This is a genomic window from Rothia sp. L_38, from assembly GCF_050689125.1.
In the GTDB taxonomy this organism is placed as follows: Bacteria; Actinomycetota; Actinomycetes; order Actinomycetales; family Micrococcaceae; genus Rothia.
This window is the reverse complement of sequence record NZ_JBOEQD010000009.1, coordinates 61,082-82,301: the sequence shown is the minus strand read 5'-3', so window position 1 is coordinate 82,301 and position 21,220 is coordinate 61,082. Positions and strand designations below refer to the sequence as shown.

Here is a 21,220-nt window from a genome sequence, read left to right as displayed (position 1 = left end):
GCCGTGAGCAGGTGGGAACGGTGTCTAACGCATCTGACTTTAGGAGCGTTAGGTAGCAGGTGGGCTAGCAGTGGGTGAACGGTGGGTGAACAGGGGGCACACAGTTAGGGTTAAGGACGCCGGTGGCCGGGTTTCGGGGGCGGGCTAGAATGGTGGGTATGGGTTTTGGTCAGCAGGTTGAGAATTTAAGGGAGCGAGCGCGGGAGCGGAGCCGTCTGGGGTGGCACCGCATGAAGGATGGCTTTTTCCAGTCGCTCCAGATTGTGGTCTCGGGTATCGGAGCCTATCTTTTTGCAGAAAAGGTGCTGGGGCATACCGAACCGATTTTTGCGGCAACCGCTGCGATTGTGTCTCTGGGGTACATCACCGGGGCGACCCATGCCCGCCGCATTCTTGAGGTTTCCTTGGGTGTGACCCTGGGTATTTTGATGGGCGATATGATGATGCTCGCCCTGGGTCGGGGTATCTGGCAGGCGGGCCTGGTCATGTTCCTGTCGATTATGCTGGCCCGTTTTTTGGATAACGGTATTCTCTTCACCATTCAGATGGGCTTGCAGTCCTGCCTGGTGGTGCTGCTTCCTCCAAATGTTGATGGCCCCTTTGCTCGTAGTCTAGATGGCATTGTGGGTGGGCTGTGTGCCTTCTTGCTCATGTTCCTTTTCCCCAAGGATCCCCGTCGTACTCCGCGTGAGAACGCTAAAAAGATGATGAGAGCTTTTGCTACGGTCTTCCGCGACGCCGGTGAGGCCATGGAGCACTACGACGGCAAGGAGGCCTGGCATGCCCTGGCGTCCGCCCGTCGTCTACAGCCGCTTTATAACACCTGTGAGAAGGACATTATTACTTCAAAGGGCATGGCCCAGCTGGCCTGGACAGGCCGGTCTCATATGAAGGAGCTCGACCGCTATTCCCAGGCTCTGAGCAAGATTGACTACGCTATCCGCAACACCCGGGTGCTCAACCGCCGACTCGCTTCAACCATCAATAACGTGCAGGTTTCGCAAGAGGCTATCACCTCTATCGCTGAGGCGCTCAAGAGTATTGGTGACGCGGTGGAGGCGCTGGGTGAGGGTATGTCTGCCCCCGATGCGGACGTCCGTACCGAGCGGAAGATAAAGGCCCGCCGTGATCTCTCACATCTGGCTGGTCGCCTGGAGCCGCACATGATGGGTGTGCGCACCATGGAGGCTGAGGCCCTGGTGCTGATGCTCCGCCCCCTGGTGGTCGACCTTTTGGAGGCTTCGGGCCTGACCCACCAGCAGGCGGTCGATATGCTGGTGCCCCTGGGTGATTCCATGACGGAGCACGCCCCCACCACTACGATGCTCCCGGTGCAGGCTGATGCGGATGCCGGTAGTCAGCAGGGTTCCCAACGGCAGCGGGTGGAGCAGAAGCACCGGGACGATACCCGTCAGCTCACCACGGTTCTTCGCGCAAAAGACCGCGCCCCCATTCGGGAGATTCGCGAAGCCTCGGTACGCGACCCCCGCAGTATGCCTGCCGTACCGCCTGCGGGAACCGGGGCGGACGCGTCCTCCCAGATGCTCGACAGCGCCGCTAGGGTTGAGAAGCAGCAGGCCCTGAACACAGCCCAGCTGACCGTAATCGAGCAGAACCTCAAGAAGGAGAAGGGCGACTAGCCCTGGCCGGGGAAGAGCAGGGCCAGAGCCTCCCCCAGTGAGGCGACCTCGCGTACCGACACCCCGGCGGGTACATCACCCACACCGGCCGGTGAGGCAGGCACAATCACGTGGGTAAAGCCCAGTCGCCCGACCTCGGCGATACGCTGGCGGATGCCGGGAACAGCTCGTACCTCGCCCGCTAGACCGACTTCGCCAAAGACCGCCAGTTTGCGGGGCAGGGGCTTATCCTGGGCGGCGGAGGCCAGGGCGATGACGCAGGCCAGGTCGGCGGACGGCTCAGAAATCTTAGCTCCGCCCACCGTTGAGATATAGCAGTCTAGCTTGCCCACGTTGAACCCGGCCCGCTTCTGGAGCACAGCCAGCAGCATAGATATACGGGAGCTGTCGAGGCCGCTGGTGGTTCTTCGGGGCTGCGGGGTGGCACTGGTGTCGAGCAGAGCCTGAACCTCGGCGAGCAGGGGGCGGCGGCCTTCCATAGTGACGGTGACGCAGGTGCCCGAGACCGGGTGCGGGGTGCGGGAGACAAAGAGACCCGAGGGGTCGGTGACGGGGGCGATGCCGTCCTCGTGCATATCGAAACAGCCCACTTCGTCAGTGGGGCCAAAGCGGTTCTTGATAGCCCGCAGCATACGGATAGGGGTGTGCTTATCGCCCTCGAACTGGCAGACAACATCAACCAGGTGCTCCAGCAGGCGGGGGCCAGCGATAGTGCCCTCCTTTGTCACATGGCCCACTAACAGGGTGCACATGTTGCGGCGTTTAGCGGCAGCAATCAGCGAGGCGGCCACCTCTCGCACCTGGGTGACGCCGCCAGCGCTCCCCTCGACCTCGGATGAGGCCAGGGTCTGCACCGAGTCCACAATCAGTAGGTCGGGGTTGACCTGCTCGATATGGGCCAGGGCGGTGCCGAGATCGGTTTCGCTGGTCAGGTAGAGGGTATCGGCCAGGGCGCCAATGCGGTCGGCGCGGAGCTTGACCTGAGCGGCTGATTCTTCGCCGGTCACATACAGCACGTTGTGGGGCTTTCCTGTTGACTCACCGCGGGCAAAGGTAGCGGCCACGTCGAGCAGCAGAGTGGACTTACCGACGCCGGGTTCACCGGCCATGAGAATCACGGCCCCGGGCACCAGGCCGCCGCCTAAGACACGGTCGAACTCCGGGTTGCAGGTGCTCATATACTGAGCCACGGTGGAATCAACCCGCCCAATGGGCTGGGCGGGGGTCTGCACACTCGATGCCACGGTGGTTTTAGCGGCAACCGGCCCGACAGCTTCTTCTACGGTGCCCCAGGACTGGCATTCGCCGCAACGCCCCACCCATTTAGCGGTGGTCCAGCCGCATTCGGTGCAGCGGTAGGCGTTAGCGGAGCGTGAGCGGGTTGTTTTACGGGTAGCCATATCAACAGCATAAGGCCGGTGGCTGACACTTTAAGCGCTGCCAGCTAAAGCCTACATAAATCTCTCTAAGAGCGAGCTTTCGGCCATGCGGGAGAGGGATTCTCGAATTACGCGGGCGCGCTGTTCACCGATACCCTCAACAGCCCGCAGGTCATCGAGGCTGGCAGCCATCAGCGACTGTAGGCCGTCAAAGCGGTCGATCAGGCGGTCAGCGACCGCCCCGGGCATGGACTTGATACCGGCCAGTAGGCGGTGCCCGTGGGGGTGGAGCGGAGCGTCTAGTTCCTCACCCAACCCTGCGGTGCGGGCGATGGTCAGGGGGTCAACGATTTCCTTATCGTCGAGCTGGGCCAGGGCATCTACAGCGGCTTGAAGCTCTTCAGGGGTAGTCTCAGACGGCAGGTAGTCGCGCAGCACTACCCAGGTGGCTGGCAGGTTATGGGTCGTCAGTTCTTCAAGCTGCAGGGCGACCAGGCGGCCCACGTTGCCCAGCTCCACCACGTAATGGCCCGCCTCTACGGTGATTCTACGAACCATTTCCATGCGCTGTAGGGTGCTGGCTACGTCGCGCAGGGTTACGTTAGCTTCGATTTCGAGGGAGGACAGCTGGTGGAGCACCTGTTCAAGGCGTTCGGTGTAGCTATCGAGGGTGCGGATAGCCTGGTTGGCGCGGCTCATGAGCGACTGGGTATCTTCGACCGTGTAACGAATCCCCTCAGTATAGACCGAAATCAGGGACATCGAGGCACTCACCGCAATGACGGGGAAGCCGGTTTGTTTTGCCACGCGTTCTGCGGTGCGGTGGCGGGTACCCGACTCATTGGTGTCGATGGACGGGTCAGGCAGCAGCTGCACTCCTGCAGCCAGCAGGGTGGAAGCGTCCTTGTCGCAAACAATCGCGCCGTCCATCTTGGCGAGCTCCCGCACGCGGGTGGCAGAGAATTCGGTGTTGATAGCAAACCCGCCCGATGACATCTGCGCTACGGTCTTATCGCTACCCAGCACGATCAGCGCACCGGTGCGGCCGCGCAAGATTCGTTCCAGGCCCTCGCGGAGTTCGGTACCGGGGGCGATTTGGGCGATTGTTTTCAGCAGGGATTCACTATAAACCGTTAGCACTCCACCAATTTTAGTGCACAGAGGGGCTAGAAACAGCACCGCCCCGGCACGCGCAGGGCGGGCCGGGGCGGTAGCGGTCTGTGAGGCTAAGGTTCTTAGCCGGTGACGATGATACGGACGGGCTGTGAGGTCACGCCGTTGACGGTTGCGGTTGCCCAGTAGTAGCCGGGCTGGATGGTTGCTGAGGTGTTGCAGCCCAGGACGTTGAGGGAGCGGTTCCAGGTCAGGGCGGTGGTGTTGGTGGCACCTGCGGCAACTTCAGCGTCTTCTACGGGGTTGGCGTAGCACTGGGCGTAGTTGTAGACCTGGGCGGGGCCGGAGGTGATGTTAACGTCTACGTTGTTAACGCCGCCGGTCACGATGCAGGGGTTACCCGAGGTGTTGGTGTAGGTGACAGCCAGGGCGGGGTTCTGGCCCGCTGCGTAGCTGTTGCGGTCGGCGGTCAGGCTTACCTGCAGGTCGGCTGCGGTGCAGGCTGCTACCACGGCTTCGGTGGGTGAAGCGGACGCAGTGGGTTCAGCTGATTCGGTAGCTTCAGCAGACTCAGTAGGCTCGGCTGATTCGGTAGCCTCTGCGCTTTCACTAGCGGTAGCTGATTCACTGGCTTCGGCTGACGCTGATTCGCTGGCGCTTGCGGACTCGCTGGCTTCAGCGCTTTCTGAAGGGGTCGCTGACTCGGTGGCGCGCTGGCTAAAGTCGCTGAAAGCTTCGGCGCTGGTTGAGGTGCTTGCGGTGGCGGTTGCGTTATCGGAGCTATTACCGCGGCCTGCTAACCAGCTGATGAGGCCGATAATGAGGAGCAGGACAAGGACCAGGATGAGGACGGCAACAATGCGGCGGCGGCGGTAGACCTCGGGTGAGACTTCTTCCACCTGTGAATCAACGTTTTCAGACATACATCTAGAGTACCTTTTTCTATGCCACCTGCGGAACTTTTGGGCTGTGTTCGTCCTCCTGGTTACAGGTGTTTTAGAGTGTTGGAGTGTCTTTTACTTTGCCGCTGAGCCAGCTCACTCCCGAGGAACTTGAAAACCTGCACACCGAGATTAACGGGTGGTACCTGGAGCACCGCCGTGATTTGCCCTGGCGTACCGGGAGTAATACGCCCTGGGAGGTGATGGTCAGCGAGTTTATGCTGCAGCAGACTCCGGTTAAGCGGGTCTTGCCGGTCTGGGAAACTTGGTTAGAGCGCTGGCCCTCCCCCGCTGATTTGGCGGCTGAAGATTCGGGCGAGGCTGTGCGAGCGTGGGGACGTCTGGGCTACCCCCGCCGGGCACTTCGCCTACACGCTGCGGCGCAGGCTATTGTTCAGCAGCACGGTGGCCAGGTTCCGGGTAGCTATGAGGAGCTTTTGGCCTTACCCGGCGTGGGCTCATATACCGCGGCAGCTATATCTGTTTTTGCGTTTGGTGCAAGGGCCACGGTGATTGATACCAATATCCGCCGGGTCCATGCCCGCCTTATCTCGGGCAAGGCGCTGCCGTCTAAGGCACTCACAGCAGCCGAAACCCGTTTAGCTGACGAGCTCATGCCCGCCGATCTGGCGGCGTCCTGCCTGTGGAATGTATCGGTCATGGAGCTAGGGGCTCTCATCTGCACCGCTAAAGCTCCAAGCTGCGAGCGCTGCCCTGTGCTGGATTCCTGTGCCTGGGTTGCGGCAGGATGCCCCGAGGCCGACTATGTACCTAAGGGCCAGGCTTGGGCCGGTACCGACCGCCAGTTGCGGGGTGCCATGATGGGCGTGCTGCGCGCCGCCCAGGAGCCGGTGCCGGCCCAGCTGCTGACCAGTGTGGGGCGGGTAGATATGATTGTTCCCGAGGGTCTTGTTCCTGCTGTTGCGAAGCTGCGGGCGCTCACTCCCCCGCCGGAGCAGGTTGAGCGTTGCTTCTCGGGACTCCTGGCGGACGGCCTCGCCCGGCAGGTTGAGGGCGGCAGGGTCAGCCTTTAACCGAAGCTCACGGTCGTTGCGCTGCCCCAGAAAATCGCTGCGAAGGGAATAACCACTCCGGCGATGAAGGAAAAGAAGAAGTAGCCTCGTTTGAAGACCCCGTGCTGGCGGGGGTAGCGCACCCCGTTTGCGTATGTGCCTGCGATGAGCAGAATAAGGGACAGGAGTTGAGCAGAGGGAATAAGGAGCACAAAGACCAGCACCGGGTACCAGGGCTGGGCAAAGAAGCCCGGCCGGTAGTTGAGGTAAACCTGACGGCCGGTGGTGTCGTAGTGGGTGTCTGTTCTCTTTAGCATGTCAGTCTCGCTTCTGCGGTGCCCTCGCTGTCAATGGAGAAGTTCACGCAACGGGTGTAGCCATAGCTGTTGAGGCTGGTGCGGTTGAACTCTCTCACCACCGATACCCGGGCGGCAGGCCCCTTTTCTTCCCATATCTCAGGCTCCCTGTCGTAGACCGAGTTATCGCCAAGCAGGGAGAAGCTGGATGAGGTGTAGGTGAGGTTGCTCAGGTAGGTGATGGCGGAGCCGTCGGTGCACCATCCCAGGGAGAAAACCGTGGTGGTCAGGTCAGAACCCAGCAGATTTTCTTCTGTCACCGGTGTGCTCGCCTGCCAGCACTGATGGTCTGCATAGAGGGCTGCCTCTTTTTCGGTGATCTTATCGCGGGTTGATCCCGTCACCAGGTTGCTGACGCTCCAGGGACTCACCGATACAAGTAGCGCACCGTCATTATTCTGCATGTGGTCCCAGTTCTTCATTTGCTGGCTAGAGACAAGCCAGCCCAGCAAGAGGGGCAGAATAACCAGCACGGCGGTACATACCCGCCCCAGCAGGATGGTGTGATGCCTCGTTTTCACCGTTCTCCTCGCTTTCTCTCCGGGGCTAGGGGCGCGCGTCCGTCACACTCACCCCGGTTGCCAGGGTAAGCACCAGATGCACCACGGGCAGGAGGGCCACAAGCACTACCGAAAGATAGAAGTAGACCGGGTAAAAGACCTCATAGACCCTGGGGTAGCGCACCCCGTGGGCATAAACACCAGCGGCTAGCACCAGCCACAGGGCTAGGGGCTGGTTCACCAGCAAAAGCAGAATCAGAGCAAGCGGATAAACCCAGGTCGCAAAGAGGCCGGGTACTGTCTGCAAAAAGACCGGGCAACCGTTCTCTGCCAAAACCGTACCGGGTACCTGCTCTAGATCTAGTTGGCGACGCACGAGAGCTCTCCTTCCGCTGTGCCCTCAGCATCGAGGGTAAAGGCCACGCACCGTTCGAAACCGTAGCTCGGCAGGCCGCTACTGTTATTCACCATGCGGCTAATAACCGTGCGGTATGACTCGAGAGAATCCAGCTCATAGGCCAGTGAATAATCGGGGTTAGCAGGCGGCTCTGAGCGCATGTTAGGGCCCGTGTAGTCGACCGTGGTGGCGTCCTGCTGGTAGACGATGCCGCCGTCCTTCGCACACCAGATAACGGAGAATTTATGGGCCAGAAGCTCCTTGCCCAGAATATTCGTTTCAGCAACGCGGGTGAAAGCCTGCCAGCACTGGGCATCGGAATAGCCGGGGACCGCTGCCTTGCGGGTCACCGTAATGTGTTCAATAGGCTCGCTGCTCGGTGAGCGCCCTAAAGTTGAAGTTCCCGCCAGGAAAAACGAGGCAGCAACGGCGAGCAAGAGGCTCAAGCCGAGTGCGGCGCCGGCAACGATGCCGGGTCGCTTTTTCTGACGGTATGTTCCCTGTAAATCCTGACGATTCATGGTTCACACCTTTCAGAAGTTGTGAACTAGATTACCTCAAAAAGCTGGGCACATTCTAGACCTGTAGAGGAAAAATCTCCAGCACCTTCTCTAGATTTCCAAAATCATCCGGGTATTCCCCAGCGTATTGGGCTTTACCCGGGCAAGGTCAAGAAACTCCGCCACACCCTCATCGTGCGACCGCAACAGCTCCATAAAAGTCTCAGAATCAATCTGATCCTGGTTCTCCATCACCCTAAACCCCTGGCGCTTGAAGAAATCAACCTCAAAAGTCAGGCAGAAAACACTGGCTACGCCAAGCTGCCTAGCCCGCTCTACCAGCGCAGCGACCAGGGCGTGCCCCACTCCCCGACCGCGTGCCGCGGGAGCTGCCGCCAGCGTCCTAATTTCAGCGATATTCTGCCACATCACGTGCAGGGCCCCGCAGCCGAGAACCTGCCCGGCGGCGTCCTCAACGATGAGGAACTCCTGGATAGCCTCATAGTAGGCCACAGCCTCTTTATCGAGCAGGATTCCTTCAAGGGCCAGGGGGCGCACCAGGCCCTGAATAGCGGGCACATCGTGCACGGTGGCGGGGCGGACGGTCACATCAGTCATTCCTCAAGGCTACTGCCCGGCCTGCTCGGGGCCAAAGCCGCGTGAGACGCAGAGGCCCTTAAACAATAAATCAGCCCCCGACCGCTAAGCGGTGCGAGAGCTGATTTACATCATTACACACACATACACACAAGAGTCTTCTTGTCCTAAAGCAGCCCCACACACCGGGGCTTTGAGTCTTCAGGGGCTCTGTCGAACCGTATGGCTCAAGTATGGCAAGCCAGCCTTGAGCGCAAGCCTTAAAGAGCTGGGCACAAGCTGAAAACTTGGTCAAGCTTTGGTTACATTTATCAAGCGCCATCACAGAAACATCACGAACCTACCAGCGCAGCACAAAGCCGCCTGCGGCGTCCTTGGTATCAGGACGCCACAGGCGGCTTACGGTTATAAACGCAGGTTAGCGTTCGTCGGCCTCGAAGCGCTGCTCGGCGGTATCGTTCGCTACCTCAGCTTCGGGGATTGCGGGCAGCTCTTTCTCGTCCTCACCAAAGGCCTTGTCAAAGGCCTCGGCGTCCAGCTCACCCAGGGGAGCTGACGAGAAGGTGAACTTAGCCAGGTCACCCTCACCCTCAACGTCCACGGTGATCTTCTCACCGGACTTGATCTCACCGAAGAGGATCTTCTCAGAGAGCGGGTCCTCCAGATTGCGCTGCATCTCGCGGCGCAGCGGACGGGCACCCATGGAGGGGTCGTAACCCTTAGCTGCCATGAGAGCCTTAGCCTTATCGGTCAGCTCGATGGACATATCCTGCTCGGCCAGGCGCTTAGCCAGGCGGGCAACGAAGAGGTCAACGATCTGCAGGATCTCAGACTCGGAGAGCTGGGGGAAGACGATGATGTCGTCCACGCGGTTGAGGAACTCAGGGCGGAAGTGCTCCTTGAGGGATTCCATCACGCGACCCTGCATACGCTCGTAGGAGCCCTGGTCGTCACCCACCTGCTGGAAGCCAACGGGTACACGGCGGGCCATCTCGCGGGAGCCCAGGTTGGTGGTCATAATGATGACGGTGTTCTTGAAGTCCACAACACGGCCCTGGGAGTCGGTCAGACGTCCGTCTTCCAGAATCTGTAGCAGGGAGTTGAAGAGGTCGGCGTGAGCCTTTTCAACCTCGTCAAAGAGCACAACGGAGAAGGGCTTGCGGCGGACCTTTTCGGTCAGCTGGCCACCCTCTTCGTAGCCGACGTAGCCGGGAGGGGCACCGAAGAGGCGGGAAACGGTGTGCTTCTCCTGGTACTCCGACATATCCAAGGTGATGAGGGCGTCCTCATCCCCAAAGAGGAACTCAGCCAGAGCCTTAGCCAGCTCGGTCTTACCGACACCGGTGGGGCCGGCGAAGATGAAGGAGCCGCCGGGGCGCTTGGGGTCCTTGAGGCCAGCACGGGTACGGCGAATTGAACGGGAGAGAGCCTTGATGGCGTTCTCCTGGCCGATGACGCGCTTGTGCAGCTCCTCTTCCATCTTGAGCAGACGGCCGGATTCTTCCTCGGTAATCTTGTAGACCGGAACGCCGGTGGAGAAGGCCAGGACGTCGGCGATAACCTCGGGGGTTACCTCACCGAAAGCATCGCCGGCATTGCGCCACTGTTGCTCGGCTTCTTCCTTCTCAGCAGCCAGCTTCTGCTCCTTGTCGCGCAGGTCAGCTGCTTTCTCGAACTCGTTAGCCGCGATAGCCTCTTCCTTCTCGCCCTTGAGCTTGGCGATGCGCTCTTCAAGTACCTTGATTTCCGGCGGGGCAGTCATGCGCTTAATGCGCAGGCGGGCACCGGCCTCGTCAATCAGGTCGACGGCCTTATCGGGCAGGAAGCGGTCAGAGATGTAGCGGTGGGCCAGGTTAACAGCGGTTTCCAGGGCTTCATCTGAGATGGTGACGCGGTGGTGAGCTTCGTACTTATCGCGCAGACCCTTGAGAATCTCAACAGCCAGCTCGGGGCTGGGTTCGTCTACCTGGATAGGCTGGAAGCGGCGTTCCAAGGCAGGATCCTTCTCGATGTGCTTGCGGTACTCGTCGAGGGTGGTTGCACCGATGGTCTGCAGCTCGCCGCGGGCCAGCATGGGCTTAAGAATTGAAGCTGCATCGATTGCGCCCTCGGCGGCACCTGCGCCAACCAGGGTGTGAATTTCGTCGATGAAGAGGATGATGTCACCGCGATTGCGGATTTCCTTCAGAACCTTCTTCATACGCTCTTCAAAGTCACCGCGGTAGCGGGAACCGGCTACCATGGAACCGAGATCCAGGGTGTAGAGGTGCTTGTCCTTGAGGGTCTCAGGGACGTCCCCGTGCACAATTGCCTGGGCCAGGCCCTCAGCCACAGCGGTCTTACCCACGCCGGGTTCACCAATCAGCACGGGGTTGTTCTTGGTACGGCGAGAGAGCACCTGCATAACGCGCTCCATCTCCTTGTGGCGGCCAATCACGGGGTCAAGCTTGCCCTCGCGCGCCGCAGCCGTGAGGTTGCGTCCGAACTGGTCAAGAATGGCAGAGCCAGCCGGGGTGCCCTCGCGGGAGTTACCCGCGCCGACACCGGCGGTCTCCTTGCCGCCCTCACCGTTGTTGTTGCCGGGGTAGCCAGAAATCAGATCCATCACGGTCTGGCGGACCTTAGCGGGCTCAGCGCCCAGCTTGGTCAGAATCTGGTTGCCCACACCCTCGTTAGCGCGCACCATACCCAGCAGAATGTGCTCGGTACCGATGTAGCCGTGGTTCAGCTGAATGGCCTCGCGCATGGAGAGCTCAAGCACCTTCTTGGCGCGCGGGGTAAAAGGAATATGGCCGCTGGAAGCCTGGGGGCCGGAACCGATGATGTCCTGCACCTGGTCGCGCACAGCAGTGAGATTAATACCGAGCGACTCAAGAGCACGAGCCGCAATACCTTCACCCTCGTGAATCAGACCGAGCAGAATGTGTTCGGTGCCGATGTAGTTGTGGTTCAGCATGCGTGCTTCTTCTTGGGCAAGCACGATGACGCGGCGGGCGCGGTCGGTAAACCGTTCAAACATTGAACACTCCTTGGAAACTTACTATTACCCAAAAGATTACGCGCGTTTCTCAGCCTGCGGGGCCCTGTTCGCCACGGAATGAATGGTGTTCGCAGGGAGGGAAAGCTCCCATGCCTTATGCCGACAAGAGAGCTGGTATTCAGTCAGCTGCGCGACTCCAAGGTTGCCCACCTTTTTATCTAGATACCCCTCTATATTTACTCGGTCAGATGCGCCTGGAGTTTATCCAGCATTTTCCATGCCCGTGCTTTATAGGCTGCTTATAAATAATGAGGCGGAACCCGCTGACCGGGTTCCGCCTCAGAGAGACAAGAAGAAGATTATTTACTTGCTTTCTTTGCCCATCGCCTTGTAGTAGGCATCCTGAATGTTCTGGTGGATACGACCGCGGCTTGAAACCTCGTAGCCATTTTCCTGGGCCCACTTACGAATTTTAGCGATTTCGGGGTTGCGCTTAGCGGTGGTGCGTGAACCTGCGGGGCGGCCGGGAGTGCGCTGGGCACCCTGAACGCGGCGGGCCTTAGCGGCGAAAGGACGGATGGCGTCGCGCAGGCGGGCAGCGTTAGCGCTAGAAAGATCGATTTCGAACTGGCCGCCGTCGAGACCGAAACGTACGGTTTCTTCTGCGGGGCCGCCGTCGAGATCGTCTTCAAGAATAATCTTGACCTTCTGAGCCATTATTTTCTCCTTGGATGAGGCTGTTTAGGGAATATGAACTCAACCGCGTTTTTGGGCAGGGAGACGTATAGGGAATATCCGCCTTCTACCCTTTTCTGTGGGGTACGCAATCGAGTTAGTCACCCTTGATGACTAAAATAAATAGTACATATTCTTTTCTCAAAAAGGAAATAAAGTCACGCTTCAGAGAACAAAAAGACTTTTATTTAGTTTCTGATGTTCCAAAAGGGTCCCGGGTTCCGTCCGCGTTTTTTACAGAGCGGTACCAGGCTTCGGCGTCCTTTTCGATATCCCGGCGGGCAGCACGCTCGGTGCGGTCAGCACGATTCATCCAGCGCAAAATAAAATAAAGCACCAGGCCCGCGCCTATGGAGGGAACCAGGCCAATCAGGAATTCCATCTCTTCTCTACCTTTCTCGGGTTTATGCTCCCTCCAATCTACCCTAGGCGGCGGTGTAGAGGGGCTGGCAAACAAAAGCCCGCCTGGCAGGCTGCCAGGCTGGCACAAGAGCGTTAGGACGCTTTACTCGGCTTCGGGCTTCATCAGCGGGAAGAGAATGGTCTCGCGGATACCTACGCCGGTGAAGAGCATAATCAGGCGGTCGATGCCCAGGCCCAGGCCGCCCATGGGGGGCGCACCGTATTCAAGGGCGCGCAGGAAGTCGTCGTCGAGCTGCATGGCTTCATCATCGCCACCGGCAGCCAGCTTGGACTGCTCAGTGAGGCGCTCACGCTGAATCACGGGGTCAATGAGCTCGGAGAAGGCGGTGCCTCGCTCCATACCGCCGATAATCAGGTCCCAGGCCTCAATCAGGTTGGCCTCGGAGCGGTGCTGGCGGGCCAGTGGCTGGGCTGAGGGCGGGTAGTCGTAGACGAAGGTGGGGTTAATCAGGGTGGGCTCCACGATTTCGCCAAAGAGCTCAACGACTAGCTTCTCGGCGTCCCACTTGGGGTCAACGGGAACCTCGTGCTTCTCAGCGATAGCGCGCAGTTCTTCTGCGGTGGTGGCGGGGGTGACCTCAACGCCTACAGCTTCAGAGAGACCGGGGTAGACACCCAGCCACTTCCACTCGCCGGTGAGGTCGATGGTACCTGCTTCGGTTTCAATCTTGTGTACGCCTACGGCGTCAGCGCAGGCCATGATAATTTCCTGCATACGCTTGGCCATGACGAACTGGTCGGCATAGGCTTCGTAGCATTCCAGGGTGGTGAATTCGGGGCTATGGGTGGAGTCTACGCCCTCGTTGCGGAAGACGCGGCCAATTTCGTAGACGCGTTCCAGGCCACCGACCTCAGCACGCTTGAGGAAGAGCTCGGTAGCGATGCGCAGGGTCATGGGCTGGTCGAAAGCGTTCAGGTGGGTTTCGAAGGGGCGGGCTGCTGCGCCACCGTGGATGAGCTGCAGGATGGGGGTCTCCAGCTCAATATAGCCGTGGTCGTTCAGGACGTTACGCACGGTCTGGGTAATCTTGGCGCGCTTAATCACCAGGTCGCGGGCTTCATCGCGCACCATCAGATCAAGGTAGCGCTGGCGCACGCGGGTCTCTTCGTTCAGGTCAGAGTGCAGGTTGGGCATGGGACGCAGGGCCTTGGATGCCATCTGCCATTCTTCGGCCATGATGGAGAGCTCGCCGCGGCGGGAAGAAATAACCTCGCCCTTGACGAAGACGTAATCGCCCAAATCAACCAGGGCCTTCCAGTCTGCCAGGGATTCTTCGCCTACGCTGGCCAGGGAAATCATGGCCTGGATGCGGGTGCCGTTGCCCTGCTGGAGGGAGGCGAAGCAGAGCTTGCCGGTGTTGCGAACGAAGACGACGCGTCCGGCCACACCAACGATGTCACCGGTGGTCTGGTCTGCTTCGAGCTTGCCGTCGTACTTCTCACGGATTTCGGTGATGGTGTGGGTGACGGGGACGCCCACGGGGTAGGCTTCACGGCCAGATTCGAGCAGCTTGGCGCGCTTTTCGAGGCGGATCTGCATCTGCTCTGAGACGCCGTGGTCGAAAGCGGTGGTTTCGGCGGGGGTATTGCCCTGTTCAGTCAATGATGTACCTGTTCTTAGGTTGGGTATAGAGGTCTTAGTTGATTTCCATGTTATCGATGAGGCGGGTGGAGCCCACGTAGGCTGCCACGAGCGCTAGCACACGTGCCTGTTCGCTCTGGGGGGCCTCGAATGTGTCGGTATCGACCACTTCTAGGTAGTCCAGGCGTACGCCGTCGGTGCTGTCGATGGTGGCACGGGCCTGGGCGATATCCTCAGCGGTGAAGCTACCGGTGATGTACTTTTCGCGCAGGGTGGCCAGGGTTCGGGACAGAACCAGGGCTGCTTCGCGTTCTTCAGCGCTCAGGTACTGGTTGCGTGATGAGAGGGCCAGCCCGTCATCCGCGCGCACCACGGGCACAGGCTTGATGGTCACCTGGTGGTTGAAGTCCTTAACCATGCGCTGAATGAGGGCCAGCTGCTGGGCGTCCTTCTGCCCGAAGTAGGCGTTGAGGTTAGCCTCCCCGACCAGGGGCTTGAGGATATTGAAGAACTTATTGACCACGGTCAGCACCCCGTCGAAGTGGCCCGGGCGGGTCTTGCCCTCAAAGAGGGTGCCCAGTTTACCGGAGACCACGGTGATTTTGGGGTCGCCACCGGGGTACATGTCTTCAACGGTGGGGGCGAAAATGACGTCGACGCCAGCTTCAGCTGCCAAGGCGGCATCGGCTTCGAGGGTGCGAGGGTAGCGGTCGTAATCTTCATTGGGCCCAAACTGGAGGGGGTTGACGAAGATGGAGAGCACCACAACATCGTTTTGTTCACGGGCGCGGCGAATGAGGGTGGCGTGCCCGTCGTGCAGGGCACCCATGGTGGCTACATAGCCTACGGTGAGGGGCTTCTCTGCGGCGAGGGTTTCACCGGTGTCTCGGCGGCGGCTGGCGGTGGTGAGGGCCAGGAGCATTTCGTTGCCGAGGTCGGTGATGGTGTGTGCGATGGGGGTTTGACTCGTCACGGTGGTGAGGGGTCCTTTCGTGTTTTGCGCCCTCCTAGTTTACCCGGCGAGCGCTTTAAGCACAGCCTGGTAGCTCTCATCGGTGAGGGCGCCGCGGCTGTGGGCACGTTCGGCGGTGGCGCGGGCCAGGGCCAGGTAGGCGGCGGGGACGTCGTCGGCGTTTTCTTCGAGTGCGTAGCTGGCTAGGGTTTGGGCGTGGGCGGCAACGGTGTGGGCGTCCCCTCGGGCGACGGGGCCGGTGAGGGCGCTATCGCCGTTGGCGAGGGCGTTGTCGAGGGATGCTCTGAGCAGGGGCTCTATGTAGCGGGCTGGGTTTTCGATGCCGATGGAGGCCAGGATTTGGAGGGCCTGGCCGGTGATGGTAACCAGGTGGTTGGAGCCGTGGGCAAGGGCGGCGTGATAGAGGGGGCGGTCGCCTTCGGCTATCAGGACGGGCTCTCCCCCCATCTCAACGACCAAGGCCTGGGCGATGGGGGTGAAAGGGGCTGGGCCGGTGACGCCGAAGCTGGTGTTGGCCAGGCGGGGCAGGTCGAGGGAGAGGCCGGTGAAGGTCATGGCCGGGTGGATGGCGAGGCCGATAGCTCCCTGAGCGGTGGCGGGAGCAAGGACGGAGGTACCGTGCCGCCCTGAGGTATGGATGAGGATTTGCCCGGGGCGCCAGCCGTCGGTTTCGGCGATACCTTTAACCAGATCAGGCAGGGCATCATCGGGTACGGCAAGGAGCACCACTTCACTGGTGGTAATGATCTCTGGGATGCTGGAGACGGGGACGCCGGGGAGCAGAGCCTCAGCCCGGGTACGGGAGGCTTCTGAGACGGCATGGACGCCGGTAATCAGGTGCCCAGCTGCGCGTAGGGCTGCGCCGAGCACGGCCCCCACCTTGCCTGCTGAGATCACGCCAATGCCCAGGCGGGCGGGCTTAAGATGGTTGCTGGTTTGCACGGGGCACCTTTCTGTCTGCGTTCTGCATGCCTAGTCTACCGACCGACCCGCTGTTTCACTCCTTCCTATGGTGATGTTCCCCGGGGTTAGGAGCGAATCGGCGGGGTCTTGGTGGGTATATTAGTTATCCGTCGCTGTGTAGGGCAGAGGTAGGAGCTCGTAGGGCGGGAGCTGCGAAGAGGTACCGGAGACTTTCCCGGCCTCCGCAGATGTCGGCACCGGCGCAGGTGCAACCCCCAGCTGAGCCAGACGGACGGTCAGGGCGCGGGCGACCTCGGCGTCCGCGTTATGCACTGCGGTAGACAGGGCTCCCCCGGCAACCCGCAACGACAGGTGAGCTAGCCCAGCCCGCTTCTGTAGGGGCCCCTGGCTCAGTTCAAGGCTCTGCACCTTGAGGTGCGGAACATAGGAGAGGCGGCGCACCCAACGACCTGACCTCACCAGCAGGAGCAGGGGTGTTACCGCGAAGCCGTTGCGGCGGTAGGTCAGGGGGTCAAACCAGCGGGCGGACGCCGGGGAGACCGTAAAGTCCTGTTCTGCGCCGCTACCTGCCAAACCGGCCATGAGCTGGGCAGGCGAAACACCACCGTCCTGCTGGGCCGGCACCACCAGGGGTAGCACCCGCATCACGTCATCAAGGATGCCCACAGGGAGCAGCTCCCCGGCGAACTCACCCTGGTCGCCGGTCTTGCCCAGCAGGGTCACCTTGACCCGGTACCAGCCGGTTATACGCCAGAGCAGGGGCTGCTCCACCGAAATACGCTGGACGCGTCCCTCGGGTAGGGTCTGGGTGGTGGTATCGGTAAAGCCAAAGCGGGTTTTCAGCCCGTCCGGGCTGGTAGAGAGTGAAAAGTTAAAACCGGTGTTAAAGCGCTTCCAGGTGCTCGAGACGATAGCCAGGATAACAGCCGCGTTCGAGGCAAATATAGCGCCCAAGGATATCTCTGCCCAGAGCATGAGGCCGCCCAGGCTCAGCAGGAAGAGAAGACCCACAAGCCAGCCCAGGCTCAGCACCATGGACCCTAATAACCGCGCTACTGGTACCTTGACAATCAGTTGCTCGCCGGCGTCCTTAACCCCCAGAAAATTCTCGGTGAGATGGTTACCCAGGCGGTCTGCAATATCGCGGTGGGCAGGTTGCTCAACAGGGGCGGACGCCGCCGGTGAGGTTGCTGACCCCTCCTTGAGGGTGCGCACCTGAGCCAGTAGCTGCTCGCGCAGGGAGCGGGCCTCGGAGTACTTGAGGAACTGCACGCGCAGGGCTGAGGAATCACCGTCTGCTACATCGAATTTAAGCTCAGCTAAGCCCAGTAAGCGGGCCATGAGCGGGCGGTTCACGTCGATGGACTGCACACGGTCCAGCCGGGCTTTGCGCTCGGTTTTGAAGAGCATGCCGCTCTTGATGTAGACATTGCGGTCATCGACAGCAAAACGGTAAAAGAACCAGGTTGAGAGGAAGGGCAGCAAAAGGAGCAGGAAGAAAACTGCCAGTACACCCAGGAACCAGAAGCCCCCGAAGATGCTCGTCCAGGAGAGGAAGACAGTGTCGGGTGGGCCAACCTCACCCAGCTCGCGCAGGTCAAGGGGTTCTTCGCCGGTGAAGAGGTCGTCAACCAGGTTATTAGCGATGGTGTAGATGAAAACGACGATAATCAGCCAGGCCCGTACCAGGGGCGAGAGCGGGTGGGCACGACGCCAGGTGAGGGCGGCTTCTTCGCGGGCGGTGATATCGGTGGAAACAGCCGGGGATTCTGAAGTGGGTACCTGTTCGCTCATTTAGAGGCCCGCCATTCTGGCGTCCGACAGGTCGGTCAGTACCTCGCGCAGTTGGTCAGCATCGCTCTTGGCCAGGCCCGGAATGGTGATGCTGTTCGCTGCGGTTTTTACCTCAACGCTGGCCAGGGAGAGCGCGTTTTCAAGGGGGCCAGAGGAAACATCGACGTACTGGATACGCCCGTAGGGCACGGCGGTGACCGAGCGGAAGAGCAGGCCAGAGCGCTTGAGCAGGTGGTCAGTACGTTCGCTGTAGCCGATTGCCTGCACCCGGCGCTTGACCAGCACCAGAGCCCACACGCGCCAGATAAGCACCAGACCGAACAGGCCCCAGTAGGCCCAAGGGGCCCAGTTCCAGCTCTCCACCACAAGCGTCATGATAAGCGGCAAGGACGCCAGCCCCAACAGAATAAGAGACCAGATCAAAGAGGTAATGAGCTTAACCCGAACGTACTTGGGCGAGACCCGCTTCCAGCTGACCTCGGGCAGATCTATAGTCTGCTTGCCCAGGCCATCCAGGTCGAGCGGGGGCAGGGTAGGTGTAAATTGCGGCTCGTTCATGGTGCTCTCTCGTTACGTATAAGGCTTATTCATAAAAGTAGGTAGGCAGGCTCACAGCGAAGCTGCTGGCTCGGGGCTGGCGTGAATCGCCTTGTGAGCGCTAGCGAACCAGCGAGAGGGTCGGCAGCGAGCGTGAGCCTGGCATACCTTATAAAAACCCTCTATATGCTTCAAATGTGGTCTACACCATTATGGCACGGAGGGAAAGCTTGCCTAAACCTTACCGACTAGGAAGAAGAGTCCGGCTTATTGCGAGCCAGGGGACCGGTCTGCGGACTGACCTCGCCAACCCCACCACCGGCGTCCTTATCTCCCGGAGGAATCTTGCACCAGTTCTCAGCGACGATACCGGCAACCAGCATCACCAGCCCACCGGCTAAAGCGACAGAGCTTTCCACCAGCGGTTGCGCCGAAGCACGGGAGGTCAGTAGACCCAGCTGGTAGACCAGGATAGCCACCTGCCAGCCGGTCACCAGGGCACCGGTGAGGGCAAGAGCCTGAGCGAAGACCGCTACACGGGCGGCCATGAGGGGGTTCATGGAACCGGCATTCTTACGAGTCTCAACCCGGCTGAATTTGAGCACCTGCCGGGCGAAGTAGAGGGCCAGGGAGCCAAGAATCAGAGCCGCTACTACGGTCAGGGCGGGCAGGGAGAGCTCCGGCCCGCCAGAGCTCACGCTCAGGAAGTTCAGTACAGCACCGCTTGCAACCCCGACAGCCGCTAGGAAGGCAAGAGCTCGGCTTCGCAGTTTCACGCGCAGACCACCGGGGCGGGGTGGAACTCGCGGATGCCACCGGCGTCCGCAGCATCATCTGCCAGCTGGCGCACTGATGAACCCAAAAGGAGGGCAGCGGGGTCCATACGGGCCCAGGGCTCCAGTACGAAGGCCCGTTCAGCGGCCCGCGGGTGGGGCAGGGTGAGGTCGGGGTCGTCCATCTCCAGGGAGGCGATGTCGATAATGTCGATATCCAGGGTACGCGGGCCCCAGCGGACGTCGCGGGTGCGGTGGTGCTTCTGCTCAATCTGCTGGGTGTATTCCAGCAGCATGAAGGGCCGCAGGCTGGTCTCAATCTCAACCACCATGTTGGCGTAGTCGGGCTGGCCGGCAGGGCCGCCCACGGGAGCTGTGATAGCGATGGGGGAAATCTTGGTCACCGCGATTTTCTCGTGGGAGCAGATATCGCCAATTGCCTTAATCAGGGTGTCTTCGCTATTGCCCAGGTTAGAGCCCAGGGCAAGAATGGCTTTAACCGGCATGCTTCTCCCTAAAAATCGTCACCGACACATCGGCGAAGGTCACCTCGATAGGGGCCTTGGGCTTATGTACGGTCAGCTCAACCGCCAGCAGGGGGAACTTCTCAAGCACAGCGGTAGCGATACGCTCAGCCAGGGTTTCAATGAGGTCCAGGGATTCACCAGTGACGATTTCGCGGATGACCTCAGCTACTTCGGCGTAGTTGACGGTGTGCGCCACATCGTCGGTGGCAGCGGCCCGGGTAAAGTCGGTGAACATGGTGATATCGACGAAGAAGGGCTGGCCGGTCTGCTTTTCAGAGTCGAGCACCCCGTGGTAGCCCACGCTACCCACACCTGTGAGCGTTATGCGGTCAGCGCGCGAGTAGTCTCGCGTATCTGCCGATGAGCTGTGATCGTGCATGGTCACCTTTCACCGAGTCTGGTCACCGGTGGCAGTTCAGAGTTGAAGCGCCGGTGCTTTGTAGCCATTATCCACGCAGCGGGGGCAACCGTTAGTGACCGTTATGTGTGCCCTTCGACATGCCTAAAGATAGTCTCACCCGGGTATTTGCTGGGAAGGATAGTACTTAAGCGGGTCTAAAGCACCACCTCTAAAGCGCTTAAAGTCACAAAGACATTTTCATTTATGACGCTTCTGTGTCACGCGGGGTAGGGCTAGCTTGAGAGAGCGGACGCCCGCCGCCAGGCTGCGCGCACGGCAAGGGCATCGGCGGTCGCCTGCACATTATGGACGCGCACGGCCCAGGCTCCTACCTCAGCAGCCATCACCGAAAGGGCTGCACTGGCAACATCCCGTTCAGTAGCCGGGCGCTCAGTAACCTGCTCTGCCGGCAGACCGGAGGCTGCGGCGTCCTGCTCCTGCAAAAGCCGGGCGATAAAGCGTTTGCGGGAACCAGCCACCAGCACCCGGTGCCCCTCGTCGGCCAGGGTCTGCAGACCCGCTAAAATCTGCCAGTTTTGCTCCCCCTGCTTAGCAAAGCCGGGGCCGGGGTCAAGAATAATCTGCTCGGGTGCCACTCCCCCGGCAAGCAGTCGCTCGCGCAGGGTAAAGAGCTCGCTAAAGACCTCACCGGCAACATCGGTGTAGACGGCCTGGGAGTCCATGGTGATGGAGGTACCGCGCGAGTGCATGAGAATGTAGGGCACGCCCAGCTCGGCGACAGTCTCAATCATGTCTTCGCGCAGGTTCATGCCGGCAACGTCGTTGATGATGTGGGCGCCAGCTGCCACGGCGGCGCGGGCGGTTTCGGGGTTGAGGGTATCAACCGACATGACGATGTTCTCAGCAGCTAAAGCTTCAATAACGGGCAGGACGCGGCGCTGCTCCTCAGCCAGGTCAACGCGGGTAGCCCCGGGGCGGGTTGATTCGCCCCCCACATCAATAATGTCTGCCCCCTGGGTGACCAGGGCCTTGGCGTGCGCAACTGCCGTGGCGGCGTCCGCGTGCAGGCCCCCGTCAGAGAAGGAATCGGGGGTGACGTTGAGAATACCCATAATCAGGGTGCGGTCGGTCGGCAGATTCTCGTAGGAGCCGTGCGCGTGGGGAAGAGTCATGAG

22 protein-coding genes are annotated in these 21,220 nt (G+C 60.4%); 2 read left to right on the top strand and 20 right to left on the bottom strand.

What is annotated here, in order from left to right:
* Positions 1-230 precede the first annotated feature (230 nt).
* Positions 231-1,640 carry an FUSC family protein gene (locus tag ACRCJM_RS08220; RefSeq protein WP_431464531.1) on the top strand — a complete coding sequence of 470 codons (1,410 nt, stop codon included), beginning with the start codon at positions 231-233 and terminating at the stop codon, positions 1,638-1,640.
* Here the strand turns inward: ACRCJM_RS08220 and radA are convergent.
* The 3 genes from radA to ACRCJM_RS08205 all read right to left on the bottom strand — a co-directional run bounded on the left by radA (position 1,637) and on the right by ACRCJM_RS08205 (position 5,055).
* Entirely contained in the window at positions 1,637-3,040 is a 1,404-nt protein-coding gene (gene radA / locus ACRCJM_RS08215) for a DNA repair protein RadA (RefSeq protein WP_135011580.1), read from the bottom strand. The two genes, ACRCJM_RS08220 and radA, sit on opposite strands and share 4 nt — an antisense overlap.
* 51 nt (positions 3,041-3,091) lie before the next feature.
* Positions 3,092-4,159, bottom strand: coding sequence for a DNA integrity scanning diadenylate cyclase DisA (gene disA / locus ACRCJM_RS08210; RefSeq protein ID WP_431464530.1), 1,068 nt, complete (start codon positions 4,157-4,159; stop codon positions 3,092-3,094).
* 95 nt (positions 4,160-4,254) lie between these two features.
* Positions 4,255-5,055, bottom strand: coding sequence for a hypothetical protein (locus ACRCJM_RS08205; protein WP_431464529.1), 801 nt, complete (start codon positions 5,053-5,055; stop codon positions 4,255-4,257).
* 86 nt (positions 5,056-5,141) lie between these two features.
* Here ACRCJM_RS08205 and ACRCJM_RS08200 point away from each other — a divergent pair, with 86 nt between their 5' ends.
* Entirely contained in the window at positions 5,142-6,107 is a 966-nt protein-coding gene (locus tag ACRCJM_RS08200) for an A/G-specific adenine glycosylase (protein WP_431464528.1), read from the top strand.
* Here the strand turns inward: ACRCJM_RS08200 and ACRCJM_RS08195 are convergent.
* From ACRCJM_RS08195 to folP, 17 genes are all read right to left on the bottom strand, one after another.
* Positions 6,104-6,403: a hypothetical protein gene (locus ACRCJM_RS08195; RefSeq protein WP_431464527.1), complete on the bottom strand. Its 300-nt coding sequence runs from the start codon at positions 6,401-6,403 to the stop codon at positions 6,104-6,106. The two genes, ACRCJM_RS08200 and ACRCJM_RS08195, sit on opposite strands and share 4 nt — an antisense overlap.
* Positions 6,397-6,963, bottom strand: coding sequence for a hypothetical protein (locus ACRCJM_RS08190; protein ID WP_237211898.1), 567 nt, complete (start codon positions 6,961-6,963; stop codon positions 6,397-6,399). The genes ACRCJM_RS08195 and ACRCJM_RS08190 overlap by 7 nt, the downstream gene beginning before the upstream one ends.
* 25 nt (positions 6,964-6,988) lie before the next feature.
* A complete protein-coding gene (locus ACRCJM_RS08185) occupies positions 6,989-7,318 on the bottom strand; it encodes a hypothetical protein (protein ID WP_431464526.1) in 330 nt (109 codons plus the stop codon).
* The gene (locus ACRCJM_RS08180) at positions 7,303-7,860 is read right to left on the bottom strand and encodes a hypothetical protein (protein ID WP_237199729.1); all 558 of its coding nucleotides are present in this window, start codon (positions 7,858-7,860) and stop codon (positions 7,303-7,305) included. Before ACRCJM_RS08180 ends, ACRCJM_RS08185 begins: the two co-directional genes overlap by 16 nt.
* Before the next feature lie 90 nt (positions 7,861-7,950).
* Positions 7,951-8,457: an amino-acid N-acetyltransferase gene (locus ACRCJM_RS08175; protein WP_431464525.1), complete on the bottom strand. Its 507-nt coding sequence runs from the start codon at positions 8,455-8,457 to the stop codon at positions 7,951-7,953.
* Positions 8,458-8,854: 397 nt separating this feature from the next.
* Entirely contained in the window at positions 8,855-11,455 is a 2,601-nt protein-coding gene (locus ACRCJM_RS08170; RefSeq protein ID WP_431464524.1) for an ATP-dependent Clp protease ATP-binding subunit, read from the bottom strand.
* Between the two features lie 324 nt (positions 11,456-11,779).
* Entirely contained in the window at positions 11,780-12,133 is a 354-nt protein-coding gene (locus ACRCJM_RS08165) for a histone-like nucleoid-structuring protein Lsr2 (protein ID WP_431464523.1), read from the bottom strand.
* Between the two features lie 202 nt (positions 12,134-12,335).
* On the bottom strand, positions 12,336-12,533 hold the full coding sequence (locus ACRCJM_RS08160; protein WP_326504093.1) for a hypothetical protein: 198 nt from the start codon (positions 12,531-12,533) through the stop codon (positions 12,336-12,338).
* A gap of 123 nt (positions 12,534-12,656) precedes the next feature.
* A complete protein-coding gene (gene lysS / locus ACRCJM_RS08155) occupies positions 12,657-14,114 on the bottom strand; it encodes a lysine--tRNA ligase (protein ID WP_431464575.1) in 1,458 nt (485 codons plus the stop codon).
* A gap of 97 nt (positions 14,115-14,211) precedes the next feature.
* A complete protein-coding gene (gene panC, locus ACRCJM_RS08150; protein WP_431464574.1) occupies positions 14,212-15,078 on the bottom strand; it encodes a pantoate--beta-alanine ligase in 867 nt (288 codons plus the stop codon).
* 90 nt (positions 15,079-15,168) lie between these two features.
* Positions 15,169-16,071: a Rossmann-like and DUF2520 domain-containing protein gene (locus ACRCJM_RS08145; protein ID WP_431464522.1), complete on the bottom strand. Its 903-nt coding sequence runs from the start codon at positions 16,069-16,071 to the stop codon at positions 15,169-15,171.
* Positions 16,072-16,191: 120 nt separating this feature from the next.
* Positions 16,192-17,847 (bottom strand): PH domain-containing protein, encoded by a 1,656-nt coding sequence (locus ACRCJM_RS08140; RefSeq protein WP_431464521.1) that lies wholly within the window; start codon positions 17,845-17,847, stop codon positions 16,192-16,194.
* The gene (locus ACRCJM_RS08135) at positions 17,848-18,405 is read right to left on the bottom strand and encodes a PH domain-containing protein (RefSeq protein ID WP_237242761.1); all 558 of its coding nucleotides are present in this window, start codon (positions 18,403-18,405) and stop codon (positions 17,848-17,850) included.
* A 227-nt stretch (positions 18,406-18,632) separates the two neighbouring features.
* Positions 18,633-19,160 carry a DUF3180 domain-containing protein gene (locus ACRCJM_RS08130; RefSeq protein ID WP_431464520.1) on the bottom strand — a complete coding sequence of 176 codons (528 nt, stop codon included), beginning with the start codon at positions 19,158-19,160 and terminating at the stop codon, positions 18,633-18,635.
* Positions 19,157-19,663: a 2-amino-4-hydroxy-6-hydroxymethyldihydropteridine diphosphokinase gene (folK, locus tag ACRCJM_RS08125; RefSeq protein WP_237205597.1), complete on the bottom strand. Its 507-nt coding sequence runs from the start codon at positions 19,661-19,663 to the stop codon at positions 19,157-19,159. The genes ACRCJM_RS08130 and folK overlap by 4 nt, the downstream gene beginning before the upstream one ends.
* Positions 19,653-20,063 carry a dihydroneopterin aldolase gene (folB, locus tag ACRCJM_RS08120; protein WP_237196340.1) on the bottom strand — a complete coding sequence of 137 codons (411 nt, stop codon included), beginning with the start codon at positions 20,061-20,063 and terminating at the stop codon, positions 19,653-19,655. The genes folK and folB overlap by 11 nt, the downstream gene beginning before the upstream one ends.
* 254 nt (positions 20,064-20,317) lie before the next feature.
* Positions 20,318-21,217, bottom strand: a complete 900-nt coding sequence (gene folP / locus ACRCJM_RS08115) for a dihydropteroate synthase (protein WP_431464519.1) — start codon at positions 21,215-21,217, stop codon at positions 20,318-20,320.
* Between the last annotated feature and the right edge of the window lie 3 nt (positions 21,218-21,220).

Bases quoted from the DNA above. Each gene is read 5' to 3' on its own strand.
- ACRCJM_RS08220 (WP_431464531.1), top strand. From the start codon at position 231: ATGAAGGATGGCTTTTTCCAGTCGCTCCAGATTGTGGTCTCGGGTATC.
- radA (WP_135011580.1), bottom strand. From the start codon at position 3,040: ATGGCTACCCGTAAAACAACCCGCTCACGCTCCGCTAACGCCTACCGC.
- ACRCJM_RS08205 (WP_431464529.1), bottom strand. From the start codon at position 5,055: ATGTCTGAAAACGTTGATTCACAGGTGGAAGAAGTCTCACCCGAGGTC.
- ACRCJM_RS08195 (WP_431464527.1), bottom strand. From the start codon at position 6,403: ATGCTAAAGAGAACAGACACCCACTACGACACCACCGGCCGTCAGGTT.
- ACRCJM_RS08180 (WP_237199729.1), bottom strand. From the start codon at position 7,860: ATGAATCGTCAGGATTTACAGGGAACATACCGTCAGAAAAAGCGACCC.
- ACRCJM_RS08175 (WP_431464525.1), bottom strand. From the start codon at position 8,457: ATGACTGATGTGACCGTCCGCCCCGCCACCGTGCACGATGTGCCCGCT.
- ACRCJM_RS08170 (WP_431464524.1), bottom strand. From the start codon at position 11,455: ATGTTTGAACGGTTTACCGACCGCGCCCGCCGCGTCATCGTGCTTGCC.
- ACRCJM_RS08165 (WP_431464523.1), bottom strand. From the start codon at position 12,133: ATGGCTCAGAAGGTCAAGATTATTCTTGAAGACGATCTCGACGGCGGC.
- ACRCJM_RS08160 (WP_326504093.1), bottom strand. From the start codon at position 12,533: ATGGAATTCCTGATTGGCCTGGTTCCCTCCATAGGCGCGGGCCTGGTG.
- lysS (WP_431464575.1), bottom strand. From the start codon at position 14,114: ATGCAGATCCGCCTCGAAAAGCGCGCCAAGCTGCTCGAATCTGGCCGT.
- panC (WP_431464574.1), bottom strand. From the start codon at position 15,078: ATGCTCCTGGCCCTCACCACCGCCAGCCGCCGCCGAGACACCGGTGAA.
- ACRCJM_RS08140 (WP_431464521.1), bottom strand. From the start codon at position 17,847: ATGAGCGAACAGGTACCCACTTCAGAATCCCCGGCTGTTTCCACCGAT.
- ACRCJM_RS08135 (WP_237242761.1), bottom strand. From the start codon at position 18,405: ATGAACGAGCCGCAATTTACACCTACCCTGCCCCCGCTCGACCTGGAT.
- folK (WP_237205597.1), bottom strand. From the start codon at position 19,663: ATGCCGGTTAAAGCCATTCTTGCCCTGGGCTCTAACCTGGGCAATAGC.
- folB (WP_237196340.1), bottom strand. From the start codon at position 20,063: ATGCACGATCACAGCTCATCGGCAGATACGCGAGACTACTCGCGCGCT.
- folP (WP_431464519.1), bottom strand. From the start codon at position 21,217: ATGACTCTTCCCCACGCGCACGGCTCCTACGAGAATCTGCCGACCGAC.